We start from the raw sequence: 15,717 nt of genomic DNA, 5'->3' as shown, positions 1-15,717 counted from the left end.
CGTGCCGCGAAGCCCACGGGAAGAACCCTACGGCGCCGGGGCGGGCCGGGCCGAGGCGGTCGACCGGAGTCGCCCGCGGGCCATGTCCCGAAATCCATCGATCCGGTTCCCGCCGGCGGGGCCGTGCGGGACACTGGCGGGGCCGCGACGGTCGGCCGGGCCGACCGGGAACCGGGGCGGAAGGAGGCTGCGTGATGGCGCAGTGGGAGCGGGACGAGCGGCTTGCGCGGGCGTTCCTGGAGCTGGCCGACACCCTCCGGGACGGCTTCTACCTGATGGACTTCCTGCACGTACTGACCGACCACATGCGCGAGTTGCTGGATGTGACGGCGATCGGAGTCGTCATGGTCGACGCCCAGGACCGGCTGGTCGACGTCACCGCGTCCACGCACACCGCCCACCAACTCGAAGAGGCACAGGTCGAGTTCGACGAGGGCCCGTGCAAGGAGTGCTGCCTGGGGCACGAGCAGGTGGGCCCGGTGGACCTGACGCTGCCCGCCGCCGCGGAGCGCTGGCCACGGTTCACCAAGGCCGCCCGCAGCTTCGGATTCACGACGGTGGCCGCGCTGCCGCTGCGGCTGCGCGACGAGGTGATCGGCGCGGTCAACATGTTCCACGACGGGCGCGACGCCCTCCACCCGGCGGCCCTGCGCCTGGGCCAGTCCCTGGCGGACGCGGCGACCATCGGCATCCTGCACCACCGCATCTCCCAGGATCAGGTGGAGCGGGTCGGCCAGCTACAGACCGCGCTCAACAGTCGTATCGCCATCGAACAGGCCAAGGGCGCCCTGGGGGCACGACTCGGCATCACCCCCGATTCCGCCTTCGAGCGGCTGCGGGCCCACGCCCGCAGCCGACGGACGCCGCTGACCCAACTGTGCCGGCGCGTGGTCGAGGGCGACATCACGACCGACGAGTTCGCACCGCCCCCGGAGCGACAGCAGCGTCTTTGAACGACTCCGCCGCCGACGTGTCCTGCGGCTCACGCCACCGGCGTCCCACCACCCACAGCCAAGGAGCGCTCACCCGGTGTCCGCAGACCCCACCGACATCCCTGCCCTCCTGGCCGCCGCCGCCCACTCCGGCCACGGCCTGAGCGCGCTCGCCCCTGCCGCTTGCGCGCACGCGCTCGGCCTCGACGGCCTCACCCTGTGCCTGCTCAACAAATCCGGCCTCGAACTGGTCTGGTACGACCCGGAGCACACCGCCGGAGTCGCCTTCGAGGACCTCGAGTTCACCCTCGGCGAGGGGCCCACCCATGACACCGTGCGCACCGGTGAGCCCGTGCTCGTCCCCGATCTGCACACCGTGCCCGAGGAGCGGTGGCCGGCCCTGCTGCCCGCAGCCCGCTCCGTCCCGCTGCGTGCCGTGCACGCCGTGGCGCTGAACCTGGGGGCCACCCGGCTCGGCGCCCTGACCGGCCACCGCACCGCCCCCGGCCCGCTCACCCGCCCGCAGATGCGCCAGTTCCTCGCCCTCGCCGAGGGCGCCGTGGCGATCCTCACCACCCCCGAAGGCATCCACGACATGGAGTCCGACCAGCCGCTGTCCCTGCACCGGGCCGTCGTCCACCAGGCGACCGGTGCCCTGACCGTCCGCCTCGGTGTCCCCCTCGACCAGGCCCTCATCCGGCTGCGCGCCTATGCCTTCACGCACAACCGCCCGCTCCACGAGGTCGCGCACGACGTCGTCCACCACCAGGCGGGCCTGGACATACCGTCTCCCTGAAACGGGCAACGGATCATGGACCTGTAATTTGCCGTCGACGAGCCATCGTTCGTCGTCACGGCCCCCACCGGGCCGCATCCGTCACGCACCGCGGGAGACACCATGAAACACCGACTGCCCCAGATCTCCGAGCTGCGCCCGCTGCTGAAGTTCGACGGCTTCAACCCCGACCGGCGCGCCGCCCGGCTCGGCAAGGCCGCCGACGTATGGGACCTGCGGTCGATAGCCAGGCGCCGCACGCCCCGCCCGGCGTTCGACTACGTGGACGGCGCGGCGCAACGCGAGTTGACGGTGCGTCGGGCGCGCAGGGCGTTCGACGACGTCGTGCTGCTGCCGCGGATCCTGCACGGGACCGCGAAGGTCGACCTGAGCACGGAGATCGCGGGGGCGTCGTCCCGGCTGCCCTTCGGGATCGCGCCGACCGGGTTCACGCGCTTCATGCACGCCGAAGGGGAGGACGCCGGAGCGAGTGCGGCCGCCGCGGCGGGCATCCCGTTCTCCCTGTCCACCATGGGCACCCGCTCGCTCGAACAGGTCGCCGCCGCGGCGCCGGACGCGCGCCGCTGGTTCCAGCTCTACCTCTGGAAGGACCGCGAGAAGTCGCTCGACCTCCTGAAGCGGGCCACGGCGAGCGGCTTCGACACACTCCTGGTCACCGTGGACACACCGGTCGCGGGGCAGCGGCTGCGTGACACCCGCAACGGCATGGTGATCCCGCCGAGGCTCACCCTCAAGACCGTGCTCGACGCCTCCTACCGGCCCGAGTGGTGGTTCAACTTCCTCACCACCGACCCGCTGAGCTTCGCCTCGCTCTCCGGGACCAGCCAGGACCTGCCGTCGCTCATCAACTCGATGTTCGACCCGACCCTGTCGATCGAGGACCTGGAGTGGATCAGGTCCCAGTGGCCGGGGAAGCTGTTCGTCAAGGGTGTCCTCACCGCGGAGGACACGCGCCGCTCGCTCGACGCGGGCGCCGACGGGCTCGTCGTCTCCAACCACGGCGGACGCCAACTCGACCGCGCACCCGTCTCGTTGCACGCCCTGCCCGAGGTGCGGGCCGAGGCCGGCGAGGACGTGGAGATCATCCTCGACTCCGGCATCATGTCCGGCGCCGACATCGTCGCGGCCCTCTGCGCGGGGGCCGACTTCACCCTCGTCGGACGCGCGTACCTCTACGGGCTGATGGCCGGCGGCCGCGAAGGTGTGTCGCGGGCCGTCGAGCTGCTCGCCAGGGAGATCGAGGTGACCATGCAGCTCATCGGGGCGGCGACGATCGCCGACCTCGGACCGCATCTCCTGCGCACGTCGCACACGGGCTGATGCGGGTGCCCGCCGAGGGTGACCGGCGCCGTCGTCCGCCGGTCGCCCTCGTACGGGGCGACCTCAGACCGCCGGCTTGGGCTGCGGCTCCGGCCGCGCGGTGAGGAGTTCGGTGATCTCCTCGGCGAGGTCCTTGCCGAGTTCGCCCCAGCCGTCCTTGTAGCCGTAGACGCTCCCCAGGGTGCGGGCCTCGTAGTCGCCGTTCATGATGTCGATGTCATGGGGTGTGATGAGCGAGGGGTGGGCGACGCCGACCGCTCCCGACACCTTCAGCAACTCCTTGCGCAGCGTGCGCAGATACATGGCGGCGCGGGTCGCCTTCGAGGGCGCGTCCACGCCGCGCGCCAGCCACGGGTCCTGGGTGGCGATGCCGGTGGGGCACTTGTCGGTGTGGCACTTCTGCGCCTGGATGCACCCTATGGACAGCATCGCCTCGCGGGCCACGTTGATCATGTCGACGCCCAGGGCGAAGGCGACCGTGGCGTTCTCGGGCAGGCCGAGCTTGCCGGAGCCGATGAACGTCAGCTGGTCGGTCAGGCCCCGCTCGGCGAACGTGCTGTAGACACGCGAGAAGCCCATCCGGAACGGCACGGACACCGAGTCGCTGAAGATCAGGGGAGCGGCGCCGGTGCCGCCCTCGCCGCCGTCGATGGTCACGAAGTCGACGCCGCGGTCACCGCGCGCCATCAGCGTGGCCAGCTCCTCCCAGAAACTCATGTCGCCGACGGCGCTCTTGATGCCGACCGGTAGTCCGGTCTCGGTGGCGAGCAGCTCCACGAAGTCGAGCATCGAGTCGACGTCGTGGAACGCGGTGTGCCGCGAGGGCGATGCGCAGTCCTTGCCGACGGGGATGCCGCGGATCTCGGCGATCTCCGGGGTGACCTTCGCGCCCGGCAGCATGCCGCCGAGCCCCGGCTTGGCGCCCTGCGAGAGCTTGATCTCCAGCGCCTTCACGGGCGCGCTCTCGACGACGGCCTTCAGCTTGTCGAGGTTGAACGTGCCGTCCTCGTCGCGGCAGCCGAAGTACGACGTGCCGATCTGGAGGACGAGATCGCCGCCGCTGCGGTGGTACGAGGAGAGGCCGCCCTCACCGGTGTTGTGCATCGTGCCGGCCAGCTGCGCGCCCTTGTTGAGCGCCGTGATCGCCGCGCCGGACAACGAACCGAAGCTCATCGCCGAGATGTTGACGATGCTCGCGGGCCGGAACGCCTTGGCGCGCCCGCGCGGCCCGCCGAGGATCTTGGCGGAGGGAATCGGGGCCTGCGGGTCGTGCAGATCGGGGAGGACCCCGGCGAACGTGCGCTGCTTGACGTACGCGTGTCCCTGCACGTGCTCGACGTCGTTGTCGGTGCCGAACCCGAAGTAGTTGTTCTCCTCCTTCGACGACGCGTAGATCCAGCTGCGCTGGTCGCGGCTGAACGGCCGCTCCTCGTCGTTGGACGTCACGATGTACTGGCGCAGCTCGGGGCCGATCGTCTCCAGCAGGTACCGGGCGTGCCCGACCACGGGGAAGTTGCGCAGCAGTGCGTGCTTCTTCTGTACGAGGTCGCGGGCGGCGACCACCGCCAACGCGGTGGCGGCTGCCGCACCGATGTTCCGAGCACGCATGACGTTCCTCTCCTCGACTGCCCGATACCCGACGTCACCACCGCACGGCGGGCAACGCGGGCGCCCGCCACCGAACACGACCGGCAACTCCCGGGCGCCCGACGGCGAAACGCCACCTGATCGTAGAGGTCGGGGGGAGGGGTGGGCAGGGGCGGGGCGTCAGGCGCCGGCCTTGACAGGACCCACGACCGTGCCCTCGCTGACCCGGAGCCTCCCGGATGCGGCGGACTCGCCCGGGATCCGGCCCCCCGGGGCGGAGAGTGTGAAGGTGGCCTCGTCCGCGGGGAGGCTCGGAAGGTGGTCGGGGACCTGGATGTCGAAGTGGGCCGGGTGGCCGGGACCGAACAGCACCCGAACGCTCTGCTCGCCGTACCCGGCGGCGGGGAGGCCGATCGGCACGCCGTGGTGGGAGAACTGGACGTCGACGGGCGAACCGGCCAGCGTGCACGGCTCGTACCCCGGCGCGGCGGTCAGTGTGACGCGGTAGTGGCTGTGCCCGGACGACGAGGCGTCCTGGGTGATGCGGGCGGTGTGGTTGGCGGGGCGGCAGGAGGAGGGCATCGGCCCCTCTGGTGACGTGGCCGCGGGCGCCGAGGCCTGTGCGAGGCCGCCTCCCAGTGCGGCGGCCAGGACGGTGGCGGTGGCGGTGACGGCGAGCTTCCCAGTGGTCGTACGCACGCGGGGGTGCTCCGTTTCTGTGTCTGCCCGGTGTCCGGTGCGCCGGGTTCCTCCCATCCCTCCCACCGGCGGGGCCGGATGTACCGGTCGGGTGCGGAGCGCTTTCGCTGTCACAGCTCTTGTATTGCTTGAACCCGCAACCTACTTTGAAGGCGCTCAGGTGATGTTTCGCTTCACAGCATGAAGGCGTGACCCTCCGCGCTGCCCATCCGCCGGACGGCGACGTGGCTGTAGGAGGCATGGCAAGCGCTCAAGTGGACCTCGATGGAGAGGAACGCATGCGTTCACGTAATCACCGCACGGGCGGCCGTCGAAGAGTGGCCGTCGGGGCCGCAGTCACCACCGTCGCCGCCCTCATCGCCCAGCCGGGCATGCTCAGCGCACCGGCCGGTGCACACGGAAAACCGTCCGCCGCACCCCGCTTGGAGTCGCGCGACGCACCGATCCTGGCCAAGGACGGCATCCGCTTCCGCGACTTGGACCGCGACGGCCGCCTCACCCTGTACGAGGACTGGCGCCTGAGTGCCACCGCACGCGCCCGTGACCTGCTGTCCCGGATGACCCTGGAGGAGAAGGCCGGGCTCCTCGTCCACGGCACGCTCCCCACCTCGGGCGACGGCTACGACGCCGCGGGGACGGCCCGACTCGTTGGCGAGCGCCACGTCACCACCGCCATCACCCGCCTGTCGAAGTCGCCGCAGAAGGTCGCCGCGGCCAACAACGGCGTGCAGGCGATCGCCGAGAAGCAACGCCTCGGCATCCCGGCCGTGATCTCCACCGACCCGCGCAACGGCTTCGCCGTCGTCGAGGGCCAGACCGTCGCGGGTGCCGGCACCACGGCCATGCCCGACGCCATCGGCATGGCCGCCGCCCACGATCCGCGGCTCACCGAGAAGCTGGGCGACATCGTCCGCCGCGAGTACCGCGCCGTAGGCATCACCGAAGGCCTCTCGCCGCAGGCCGACATCGCCACCGAGCCCCGTTGGACCCGCATCAACGGCACCTTCGGCTCGGACCCGGACGCCGCGGGCCGCCAGGTGAACGCCTACGTCAAGGGAATGCAGCACGGCTCCCGAGGCCTCGGCCCGGACAGCGCGGCCACCGTCACCAAGCACTGGGTGGGCTACGGCGCCCAGGCGAACGGCTACGACAGCCACTACTACTACGGCCGCTACGCCACATTCCCCGGCAAGAACTTCGCGGACCACATCACGCCGTTCAAGGGCGCGTTCGCCGCGCGCACCTCCGGCATCATGCCCACGTACTCCATCCTCAAGGACCTCACGTACAAGGGGCACGAGCTGGACCAGGTGGGCGCGGGCTTCAACTCGTACCTCCTGAAGGACCTGTTGCGAGGCACCTACAAGTTCGACGGTGTCATCGTCTCGGACTGGGGCATCACCGGAGACTGCCCGCAGCAGTGCCGCGACACCCGGCCCCCGGCGTCCTTCGTCGGACCGTGGGGCGTCGGCATGCCCTGGGGCGTGGAGGACCGGTCCGTCCTCCAGCGCACGGCGCTCACCCTGAACGCGGGCGTCGACCAGATCGGCGGCAGCGACCAACCGTCCTACGTGGTCCAGGCCGTGCGCCAGAACCTCGTCACCGAGCGGCGGGTGGACGAGGCGGCCCGGCGCGTGCTGGAGCAGAAGTTCCGCCTCGGCCTGTTCGAGAACCCGTATGTGGACGAGGAGGCGGCCGGTCGCCTGGTCGGCAACGCCGGATTCCAGGCCGTGGGCGACAAGGCGCAGTCCGACTCGCTCACCCTGCTGAAGAACAGCCGTCGAACCCTGCCCGCGCGCAGCGACCGGGTCCGCAGCGTCTACCTGCACGGGGTCTCCGCCGACGCGGCGAAGGCGCGCGGCCTGCGCGTGGTGGACGACCCGGCCGACGCCGACCTGGCGGTGGTCCGGCTCGCGGACCCCAGAGCGGGATCCGACCTCACGGGCCTGGACTTCCCCGACTCCGACCCCGCGTACCAGGCCCTGCGCAAGGCCGCGGCCACCGGCACCCCGACGGTCGCCGTCCCCATGCTGGACCGCCCACTGATCCTGACGAACGTCGCCCGCACCGCCGACGCGGTCCTGGCCAACTTCGGCGTCTCCGACCCGGTCCTCCTCGACGCGGTCTTCGGCGAGCGCGGCCCGAACGGCAGGCTTCCCTTCGAGCTGCCGTCATCGCAGGAGGACGTGGAGGCGCAGCAGGGTGACGTACCCGATGACACGGCGCACCCGCTGTACGAGAGGGGGTTCGGCCTGAACTACCGCCCCTCGATGGGGCGTTGATGGGCTGAAGGGGCAAGGGTCCGCCGCCCTGGGTGACTCAGTTCTGGTTCACCGGCCAGACCGCTGCAGGGTCGCAGTGGGCCGGGCATGCCAGCAGGTAGACCTCGTTGCCGAGGAACAACCCGTAGGTGTCGTCTCGAACGCTGTACGGCTGCTCCGGTTGGCCCGGACGGACAGCGAATTCCATCCCTTCGGGCACCTGGCAGAGGTACTCCAGATCGGCGCCGCACGCGCACGTGTAGTACTCGGGGTCCTGCGCCCAAGAGGGGCTGCCGCCCACCTTGAACGTCTGGGCCCCGAGGCCGCGCGAGTTGGCCGTGTCCTCGAAGGGACGAAGCGTCAACGGCCGCGCGCACACCGACGGTTCGGGCTCCCCGGCCGGAAGCGCCGCGTTGCGCTGGAGCAGGATCCGCCAGAACGGGCCCGGGTACGGCAGCTGTGGGGCATTCCAGTACTCGGGCACGAGGCGGTCGCCGGCGCATTCGGGTTCGGACGCGTCGTTGTGCGCACGGCAGTGGAAGACCAGCAGGTGGTCCCCACCGAAAGGCCCCAGGTCCGCAGGCACGTCGAACTGGAAGAACAGGGACAGCCGCTGCCCGCAGAAACATGAGGGCCACTCCTGCGTGTCGTCCAGGAACGGCCAGCCGCCCACGGAGTTCCGCATCGGTTGATCCAGTGGCTCGGACCCGACCTCGATCGCATGAGCAGGCAGCGCCACTCGAATCCCCCCTGTATCCACACCCCGGCCGACCATCCGCTCACTCTAAGGGGGCCACGGCCGCCGACGATCGCGGCCTCATCCGCAGGTCGGGGCCCGACCACCATCCAGCCGAGCACCGGCGTGGCCGAGGCCGAACGCGAGGTTGTCTTGCGGACGGCCTGACGGACTCTGGGTAACGGTTGTACGTTCGGTAGCAGCGGTCGCCGATGCGCCGCCACGGCCCCCTGCCCCCGGGCTTCCACTGTGCAAACCCTGGGCCGCTGGGGCCGCGTCGCCGACCATGGGCGGCTCCAGCTCAGCCCTGTCACGTGCTGAGCGGAGCGGCCTCCCGCACTCTCCGCCCCGTGCAGGGCACCGCGTGGGGGAGGGAAGGGGAGCTTCCCTCCCCCACGCCTGGCGGCGTCCCGTCGGAGGTGCTGTCCGGCGGTGCCGCCACTACGCCGATGCCCGGATATGTGTTCCCGCATGCGCCCCCACCGTCCACGTCCCTCGGTGCGGTCGGGGCGCCTGACGGCGGTTCACGGAGTGCGCGGCGCGCTGAGGTCGGGCTGTTGCTGCGGCGCGGGTGCGGTCGCGGGTGCGGGCGTCGGGCGGGACTTCGCCAGCCACAGGCCGGTGCACACCGCGGCGGCCAGCGTGACGGCCCCGGCCACCACGAAAGCACTGTCCAGGCCGGCCTCGAAGGAGGCGCCGCCGGACTGCCGGGCGCGGACCACCGCCCCGAGCACCGCCACACCGAGCACTGCGCCGATCTGCCGCGTGGTGCTGCTGACGCCCGAGGCGAGGCCGCCCTCCCGCGGGTCGACCGCCTGGATCGCGGCGCCGGTCAGCGGGGACATGGTCAGGGCGAAGCCGACGCCGACCGTGGCGAGCCGCCACCACACGTTCGCGTAACCGGTGTCGGCGTGCACCCCGCCCAGCGCGAGGAGCCCGAGTCCGGCAAGCGCCAGGCCGCCGGTGACGACGGACCGGTAGCCGTACTTGGCGGCGAGCCGTCCCGCGAAGGGACTGACGACGACCATGGCGAGCGTGGCGGGCAGGGTCTGAAGTCCCGCCCGCATGATCGAGCTGCCCTGCACGTACACGAAGAACTGCGAGAAGAAGAACGTCGAGCCCATGAGCGCGAAACCGACCACGACCATGGCGGAGTTGGAGACGGTGAACAGCCGCTGACGGAACAGGCCCAGCGGCAGCATCGGTGCCGGGTGGCGCCGCTCCACGGCCACGAACGCGCCGAGCAGGACGGCCGCCGCGGCGAAGCCGCCGAGGATCACCGGTGAGGTCCAGCCGCGCGCGCCGCCCTCGATCAGGGCGTAGGCCAGGGTGCCGACCCCGAGGACGGACAGGACCGTGCCCGGGACGTCGAGGGCGGGGGCGCCCGGGTTGCGGGATTCCTTCAGGACGCGCCGGCCCGCCACCAGCAGGATCAGGCCGATCGGCACATTGACCAGGAAGATCGCGGGCCAGCCGAACGCCTGGGTCAGCGCGCCTCCGGCCACGGGCCCGACGGCCAGGCCGATGCCGCTCAGTCCTGCCCACAGCCCGATCGCCCTGACCCGTTCCCGCGGGGCGGGATACGCGGCCACCAGGAGCGCGAGCGAGGCGGGGCTCAGGGCCGCGGCACCGACTCCCTGCAATACGCGCCCGGCCACCAGCCAGCCGACCGAGGGGGCGATGCTGCACAGCACGGACGCGGCGGTGAACACCACGACACCGCTGAGGTACACGCGCTTGCGGCCGAAGCGGTCGGCGAAGACGCCGCCGGACAGCAGCAGCATGGCGACCAGCAGGACGTAGGCGTCGACGATCCATTGCAGGCCGGTCATTCCCGCGCCCAGGCGATGCTGCATGTCGGGCAGCGCCGCGCCGACGATCGTGTTGTCGAGCAGCACCATGAACTGCCCCAGGCAGGTCACTACGAGCATCTGATCCCCTCACTCCCACTTAACGCAGCTCTCCACTGCGTTAAGCGGGACCATAGAGCAGTCGGGCGCACAAACGCAAGGGCTGGCTGCGTTAAGGTGGGGGGCATGGACGAGCAACAGCGCACCCGACGGCCCGGCGGGCGCAGTGCCCGCGTCGGCGCTGCGGTACATCAGGCCGTCACCGACCTGGTGGGCGAACGCGGCTACGGAGGATTCACCGTCAGCGAGGTCGCGGCCCGAGCGGGAGTCGCCGACACCACCGTCTACCGCCGCTGGGGCAGCCTCGAAGAGCTGCTCACCGATGTGACACTGGCCCGGCTCAACGCGCGGTCACCGATGCCCGACACCGGGGACCTGGCCGGCGACCTGCACACCTACGCCGCCGCCGTGGCCCGCGAGATCTCCGGACCCGAGGGCCTGGCCGTGCTCCGACTGGCCGTCGCCCTGTCCGGCTCGGGACCCGAGGGGCTGCGCCTGCGCGACGACTTCCTCGCCGAACGGGCCCGGCAGTTGCAGGTCATGCTCGACCGGGCGCGCGAGCGGGGGGAGCGGTCCCTCGACGCGTTGGACGTCCTCGACCACGTCATGTCCCCGATGTACATCCGGGTCCTGTTCGGCGCGGGCCCGCTCACCCCGGAGTACGTGGACGGCCTGGTCGACCGCCTGCTCGGCTGACGGCCGGGCAGGCGGGCGGCCGAACCGCCGGGCCGTCGCCGCTGCCGCGAATGAGGCCATTGGGAGTGAGTCGCGCCAACCAGCTTGCCAGGGGGCGCCGTTGACACCCTCGCGCCCCGCATGCTTGCATCGCGCCATGTCACCGCTGGAGCCTTTGACGCGTCGCCGCACCGTGGATCTCGTCCGCGTCGCTGCCGCACTGTGTCGGTTCCCCGCCTGATCACCCGCTTTCTCGGATCGACGCCGAACCGCCCTGTACCTGGGCCCTGTTGAGCGCGCGAACGCCCGGCCGTCGGGCGTCGTGCGCGCCCCCGCGTCCCCTCCCGCTGATCATGAGGACCCGCCATGCCCGCATCCGCCGTGCCCCCACCCCGCTCGGAGCCCCGCCCCGCGCTCCGCCTCGACGAAACCGCCTACGACCGCCGCAGACTGCGCCAGTGGCTCGCGGGGGACGCCCGTGCCGACGGAGTCAGCCGCAGGAAACTGCTCACCCTGCTCGCCGCCACTGCCGCCGCCACCGCGCTGCCCGCGCCGCGAGCGGCCCGCGCCGCCGACGCGACCATCGTCAAACCGCTGCCGCCCGAGTGGTTCATCCAGCGTGGCACCAACGCCGAGACCCGCTGGGAGGCCCTGCGCGGGACCGGCCTTCACACCCCCAACGAGCTGTTCTTCGTGCGCAATCACACCGCCACCCCCGTCCTGGACGCACAGGAGTGGCGGCTCCGGCTGTGGGGGAGCGGGCTGCGGGGCGCGCGCGTCGAGGGCAGGCCGGTGGAGTTCGGCTACGACGATCTGCGCGCGCTGCCCGCCGTCACCCGGACCGCGTTCGTCGAGTGCGCCGGGAACGGGCGCAGCTACTACACGTCCCAACAGGGCGAGACGGTGAGCGGCACCGCGTGGACGCTGGGCGCGGTCGGCGTCGCGCGATGGCGTGGGGTGCGTCTGGGCGACGTACTGCGGAAGGCGGGTCTTTCGTCCCACGCCGTCGACGTACAGCCGCGCGGCCTGGATGCCGAGTACGTCAGCGACGGGGAGAACCTCGGCCGGGTGCGCCGTCCGCTGCCGCTGGCGAAGGCCCTGGACGACGTCCTGCTCGCGTACGAGATGAACGGCGAGCCGCTGCCGTACGACCACGGGTATCCGGTGCGGGTGCTGGTGCCCTCGTGGGTGGGGATCGCGTCGATCAAGTGGGTCGGTGACATCGAGGTGTCCGCGGAGCCGCTGTTCTCGCCGTGGAACACCACCTTCTACCGGCTGTTCGGCCCCGGCCACCCGGAGGAGGGCAGCGCGCCGCTGACCCGGCAGACGCTCAAGAGCGCCTTCGAGCTGGCGAGCGGCGCCCGGTTCCCCGTGGGAGAGGAGCAGGTGCTGCACGGCCGGTCCTGGTCGGGCGCGGGCGCCGTCGCGCGGGTCGACGTCAGCACCGACGGCGGGGCGAGCTGGCGTCCGGCCCGGCTGCACGACCGGCCCCGCGCCGACACCTGGACCCGCTGGTCCGTGCCCTGGAGGCCCGACACCTCCGGGGCCACCCAGGTCCTGGCCCGAGCCACCGACACCACCGGCCGCAGCCAGCCGGACGTGGCGGTGCCCAACACGCAGGGATACCTCTTCGACGCGGTGGTGCGGCACCCGGTGACGGTGGTGTGAGGACGGCCCCGTCGGCGACGGATCCGATCCGGCCGCGACGACCCCCCATCGCGCGTCCATCCCGTACGGCAGCACCGAGAGGGAACAACCATGACCACCACTGTCACGCAGGCCGGCGCCGAGCAGGTGGCGCCGTGAAGTTCCTCGCCATCACCCTGATCACGCACCGGCCGGACCCGGTCACCGGTGTGCGGAAGCCGACCCACGACCGGCCGGTTCCGTGAAGTGCTCGAACACGCGCTGCTCGCCGAGGAGTTGGGGTTCGACGGGTTCGGAGTGGGGGAGCGGCACGAGCGGCCGTTCATCTCCTCGTCGCCGACCGTCGTGCTCAGCCACATCGCCGCGCTGACCAGGCGCATCCGCCTCTTCACCGCCGTCACCACACTCAGCCTCCTCGACCCCGTGCGCGCCTACGAGGACTACGCCACGCTCGACCACCTCTCCGACGGACGCCTCGACCTGATCATCGGGAAGGGCAACGGGACCGCGCAGCGCGAGCTGTTCCACGTCACGCCCGAGGACCAGTGGGACCGCAACGCCGAGAGCTACGAGGTGTTCCGCAAGCTCTGGCGGCAGGACAAGGTCACCGCGGCGACCCGATTCCGGCCGCCGCTCACGGACGCCGAGGTGTGGCCGCGGCCGTACCAGCGGCCGGTCCGGGTCTGGCACGGCAGCGCCACCAGCAAGCAGTCGGTGGACCTCGCGGCCCGCTACGGCGACCCGCTGTTCTCGGCGAACGTCACCCATCCGATCGAGCCGTACGCCGAGCTGATCCGCCACTACCGCGAGCGCTGGGAGCACTACGGCCACGATCCCGCGAGGATCGCCGTCGGCGCAGGCACGGCCGGTCTCTTCGTGGCCCGCACCTCCCAGGAGGCGGTGAAGGTGTACCGGCCGATCTTCGAGGCGACGCTGGCGTTCCAGCGGCGCTCCGGGCTCCCGGTGGTATTCGAGACCGTCGAGGACTTCGTCGAACGCAGCTCGGCCCTGATCGGCAGCCCGCAACAGGTCGTCGAGAAGGTGCACCGCTACCACGAGCGGTTCGGGCACTCCGTGCTGCATCTGCACGCGGACGGCGACGGCCTGACACGTCATCAGCACCGGTCGTCGCTCGAACTGTTCCAGTCCGAGGCCGCCTCGGTGCTGCGGCGCGAGCTCCCCGATCCGCCGTTCGCCTGGGAACCGGTGCTCCCTGCGCCACCCGCGCCGCCGGTGGTCGAGGAGCCCGCGCGGGCCTGACCCGGGGTTCTGTCCTCAGACCCCCGTTCGCGACAGGTCCGTGAGCGGGACCGCCGCCGGACGCGCGGCACGGCTGGAGACCGGGACCGACGTGCCGCCCGCTGCCGAGGCCAGCAGGGACTCCATGATGTCCAGGACGTGGTACGCGAGCGTGCCCGACGCACGTGGCTCGTGCGCCGGGGGCGCGGCGGCCAGGTCGGCGATGCCGTAGCCGCGGCCGGAGCCGACGTACCCGGCCGAGACGGGGAGGGTCTCCCATGTGTCGGCGCCGAGCCGGAACACACGTGTGTCACCGTCGAAGTGGTTCGGGTCGGGCACCGCCAGGGAGCCGCGCGGCCCGTGGACCTCGATGTTCGCCGAGTGCGTCGCGACCGCGTCGAAGCTCACCACGAGCGTCGACAGCGCGCCCGACTCGTGCACCAGCACCCCGGTGACATGGGTGTCGACCGAGACCGGGACCCGTTCCCCGGCCCGCGGCCCGCTGCCGATCTCCCGCTCGGGACGGGTGTGGCTGGCGGCCCCGATCACCGAGGCGACCGGCCCGAGGAGGGTGACCAGGGCCGTGACGTAGTACGGGCCCATGTCGAGCAGCGGTCCGCCGCCGGGCGCGTAGTAGAAGTCCGGGTCGGGGTGCCAGCGTTCGTGCCCCGGTGTCACCATCGTCGCCGTCGCCGCGACCGGACGGCCGATGAGCCCGTCGTCGATCGCCTTGCGCGCGGTCTGGATGCCGGTGCCGAGCACCGTGTCCGGGGCGCAGCCGACGACGGCTCCCGCCTGCCGGGCGGCCTCCAGTACCTCGCGGGCCTCGTGCGTGGTGGCCGCGAGGGGCTTCTCGCCGTACACGTGCTTGCCGGCCGCGATCGCCTTGAGCGCCACCTCGGCGTGCGCGGCGGGGACGGTGAGATTCAGGGCGAGGTCCACGTCCTGCGCGGCGAGCAACTCCTCGACGGAGACCGCGCGTACGTCCCCGCCCCACTCCTTCGCGACCGCGCGCGCCCGCTCGGCGTCCAGGTCCGCCACGGCGACGAGCCGGACGCCCGCCAGCCTGCGCAGACTGGCCAGGTACTGGCCCACGATCGTCCCGCACCCGATGATGCCGACCCGCAACGGCCGCCTACCCACGTTCAGCGGCTCGCCCACAGCAGTCCCCTCTCCACGATGGTGCGCACACTGGGGTGTTCCAGGTCCTCGACGTGGTGGCCCGGTGTGCACACGAAGATCCGGCCCTTGCCCCACCTGCGGGTCCAGATCGCCGGCGAGGTGACCTCCCGGTGCCACGGGTCCCAGGCGCGGATCTTCTGCGTGGTGGTGGCGAGCACGTCGATGTAGTCGTCCGCGAGGACCCAGTACTGCTCGGTGACGAGGTCGAAGTCCTCGATGCCCTCGGTGATGGGGTGTTCGGCCGCGGCGGGAAGCATGTTCACGGTGTACGGGACGTAGTTGTCCGCCTGCTCGCCCTTGCGTTCGTCGGGGTGCTTGCCGGGATGGCAGGCGAACTGGCCGCCGATGAGGTGCAGATAGTCCGCGGTGTTCCGGTAGGAGTCGGCGATCCCGCCGTGCCAGCCGGCGAGCCCGGTACCGTTCTCGACGGCCGTGCGCAGCCCCGCGAACTCCTCCCGCTCGATGGTGGACATCGTCATGCACTGCATCACCAGGTCCACGCCGGCCATGTACGCGGCGTCGGCGTAGACCTTGGGCGAGTCCTCGACCCGCACCTCGTAGCCGTGTGTGCTCAGGTGCGGGATGAACAGGTCGGTGGCCTCGACGGGCTGGTGCCCGTCCCAGCCGCCGCGTACGACGAGTGCCTTCTTGGCGGTGGTCGTCACTGGACTCCTCTGCTGCCGTTCCTCGGCATTGAGAGACGGGGACCGAAATATTTCGAGGATTGTTCGAG

General features: G+C 71.6%; 12 protein-coding genes and 1 pseudogene. 7 read left to right on the top strand and 6 right to left on the bottom strand.

Translation table 11 applies throughout. From position 1 onward, the window contains the following. Window positions 1–194: 194 nt before the first annotated feature. From ACNYS0_RS04220 to ACNYS0_RS04210, 3 genes are all read left to right on the top strand, one after another. Entirely contained in the window at window positions 195–953 is a 759-nt protein-coding gene (locus ACNYS0_RS04220; RefSeq protein WP_422471284.1) for an ANTAR domain-containing protein, read from the top strand. A 76-nt stretch (window positions 954–1,029) separates the two neighbouring features. Further along, window positions 1,030–1,728, top strand: coding sequence for a GAF and ANTAR domain-containing protein (locus ACNYS0_RS04215; protein WP_422471283.1), 699 nt, complete (start codon window positions 1,030–1,032; stop codon window positions 1,726–1,728). 102 nt (window positions 1,729–1,830) lie between these two features. Continuing rightward, on the top strand, window positions 1,831–3,048 hold the full coding sequence (locus ACNYS0_RS04210) for an alpha-hydroxy acid oxidase (RefSeq protein WP_422471282.1): 1,218 nt from the start codon (window positions 1,831–1,833) through the stop codon (window positions 3,046–3,048). 63 nt (window positions 3,049–3,111) lie between these two features. Here ACNYS0_RS04210 and ACNYS0_RS04205 read toward each other — a convergent pair whose 3' ends face one another. Next, entirely contained in the window at window positions 3,112–4,656 is a 1,545-nt protein-coding gene (locus tag ACNYS0_RS04205; protein ID WP_422471281.1) for an FMN-binding glutamate synthase family protein, read from the bottom strand. A 159-nt stretch (window positions 4,657–4,815) separates the two neighbouring features. Further along, complete coding sequence (locus ACNYS0_RS04200; RefSeq protein WP_422471280.1) at window positions 4,816–5,334, bottom strand: DUF4232 domain-containing protein; 519 nt, start codon at window positions 5,332–5,334, stop codon at window positions 4,816–4,818. A 278-nt stretch (window positions 5,335–5,612) separates the two neighbouring features. On the opposite strand from ACNYS0_RS04200, the gene ACNYS0_RS04195 reads away from it, so the two are divergent. Then, complete coding sequence (locus ACNYS0_RS04195) at window positions 5,613–7,616, top strand: glycoside hydrolase family 3 protein (RefSeq protein WP_422471279.1); 2,004 nt, start codon at window positions 5,613–5,615, stop codon at window positions 7,614–7,616. A gap of 37 nt (window positions 7,617–7,653) precedes the next feature. Here the strand turns inward: ACNYS0_RS04195 and ACNYS0_RS04190 are convergent, their stop codons facing one another. Together ACNYS0_RS04190 and ACNYS0_RS04185 are read right to left on the bottom strand one after the other, a co-directional pair. Continuing rightward, the gene (locus tag ACNYS0_RS04190) at window positions 7,654–8,280 is read right to left on the bottom strand and encodes a hypothetical protein (RefSeq protein WP_422471278.1); all 627 of its coding nucleotides are present in this window, start codon (window positions 8,278–8,280) and stop codon (window positions 7,654–7,656) included. A gap of 575 nt (window positions 8,281–8,855) precedes the next feature. Beyond that, window positions 8,856–10,262 (bottom strand): MFS transporter, encoded by a 1,407-nt coding sequence (locus ACNYS0_RS04185; RefSeq protein WP_422471277.1) that lies wholly within the window; start codon window positions 10,260–10,262, stop codon window positions 8,856–8,858. 105 nt (window positions 10,263–10,367) lie between these two features. On the opposite strand from ACNYS0_RS04185, the gene ACNYS0_RS04180 reads away from it, so the two are divergent. From ACNYS0_RS04180 to ACNYS0_RS04170, 3 genes and pseudogenes are all read left to right on the top strand, one after another. Then, complete coding sequence (locus ACNYS0_RS04180) at window positions 10,368–10,937, top strand: TetR/AcrR family transcriptional regulator (RefSeq protein ID WP_422471276.1); 570 nt, start codon at window positions 10,368–10,370, stop codon at window positions 10,935–10,937. Between the two features lie 345 nt (window positions 10,938–11,282). After that, window positions 11,283–12,584 carry a sulfite oxidase gene (locus ACNYS0_RS04175; RefSeq protein WP_422471275.1) on the top strand — a complete coding sequence of 434 codons (1,302 nt, stop codon included), beginning with the start codon at window positions 11,283–11,285 and terminating at the stop codon, window positions 12,582–12,584. Between the two features lie 134 nt (window positions 12,585–12,718). Further along, window positions 12,719–13,823, top strand: a pseudogene (locus ACNYS0_RS04170) (LLM class flavin-dependent oxidoreductase). 15 nt (window positions 13,824–13,838) lie between these two features. Here ACNYS0_RS04170 and ACNYS0_RS04165 read toward each other — a convergent pair. Together ACNYS0_RS04165 and ACNYS0_RS04160 are read right to left on the bottom strand one after the other, a co-directional pair. Then, window positions 13,839–14,963 carry a Gfo/Idh/MocA family protein gene (locus ACNYS0_RS04165; protein WP_422471274.1) on the bottom strand — a complete coding sequence of 375 codons (1,125 nt, stop codon included), beginning with the start codon at window positions 14,961–14,963 and terminating at the stop codon, window positions 13,839–13,841. Then, window positions 14,948–15,649 (bottom strand): ThuA domain-containing protein, encoded by a 702-nt coding sequence (locus ACNYS0_RS04160; RefSeq protein WP_422471273.1) that lies wholly within the window; start codon window positions 15,647–15,649, stop codon window positions 14,948–14,950. Before ACNYS0_RS04160 ends, ACNYS0_RS04165 begins: the two co-directional genes overlap by 16 nt. Window positions 15,650–15,717 lie beyond the last annotated feature (68 nt).

Origin of the sequence: Streptomyces anthophorae (assembly GCF_049310305.1) — a bacterium.
Lineage (GTDB): Bacteria > Actinomycetota > Actinomycetes > Streptomycetales > Streptomycetaceae > Streptomyces.
The sequence above is the reverse complement of the archived record's forward strand: the minus strand, read 5'-3'. Positions and strand labels throughout refer to the sequence as shown.

Bases quoted from the DNA above. Each gene is read 5' to 3' on its own strand.
- ACNYS0_RS04220 (WP_422471284.1), top strand. From the start codon at position 195: ATGGCGCAGTGGGAGCGGGACGAGCGGCTTGCGCGGGCGTTCCTGGAG.
- ACNYS0_RS04210 (WP_422471282.1), top strand. From the start codon at position 1,831: ATGAAACACCGACTGCCCCAGATCTCCGAGCTGCGCCCGCTGCTGAAG.
- ACNYS0_RS04205 (WP_422471281.1), bottom strand. From the start codon at position 4,656: ATGCGTGCTCGGAACATCGGTGCGGCAGCCGCCACCGCGTTGGCGGTG.
- ACNYS0_RS04195 (WP_422471279.1), top strand. From the start codon at position 5,613: ATGCGTTCACGTAATCACCGCACGGGCGGCCGTCGAAGAGTGGCCGTC.
- ACNYS0_RS04190 (WP_422471278.1), bottom strand. From the start codon at position 8,280: ATGCGGAACTCCGTGGGCGGCTGGCCGTTCCTGGACGACACGCAGGAG.
- ACNYS0_RS04185 (WP_422471277.1), bottom strand. From the start codon at position 10,262: ATGCTCGTAGTGACCTGCCTGGGGCAGTTCATGGTGCTGCTCGACAAC.
- ACNYS0_RS04180 (WP_422471276.1), top strand. From the start codon at position 10,368: ATGGACGAGCAACAGCGCACCCGACGGCCCGGCGGGCGCAGTGCCCGC.
- ACNYS0_RS04175 (WP_422471275.1), top strand. From the start codon at position 11,283: ATGCCCGCATCCGCCGTGCCCCCACCCCGCTCGGAGCCCCGCCCCGCG.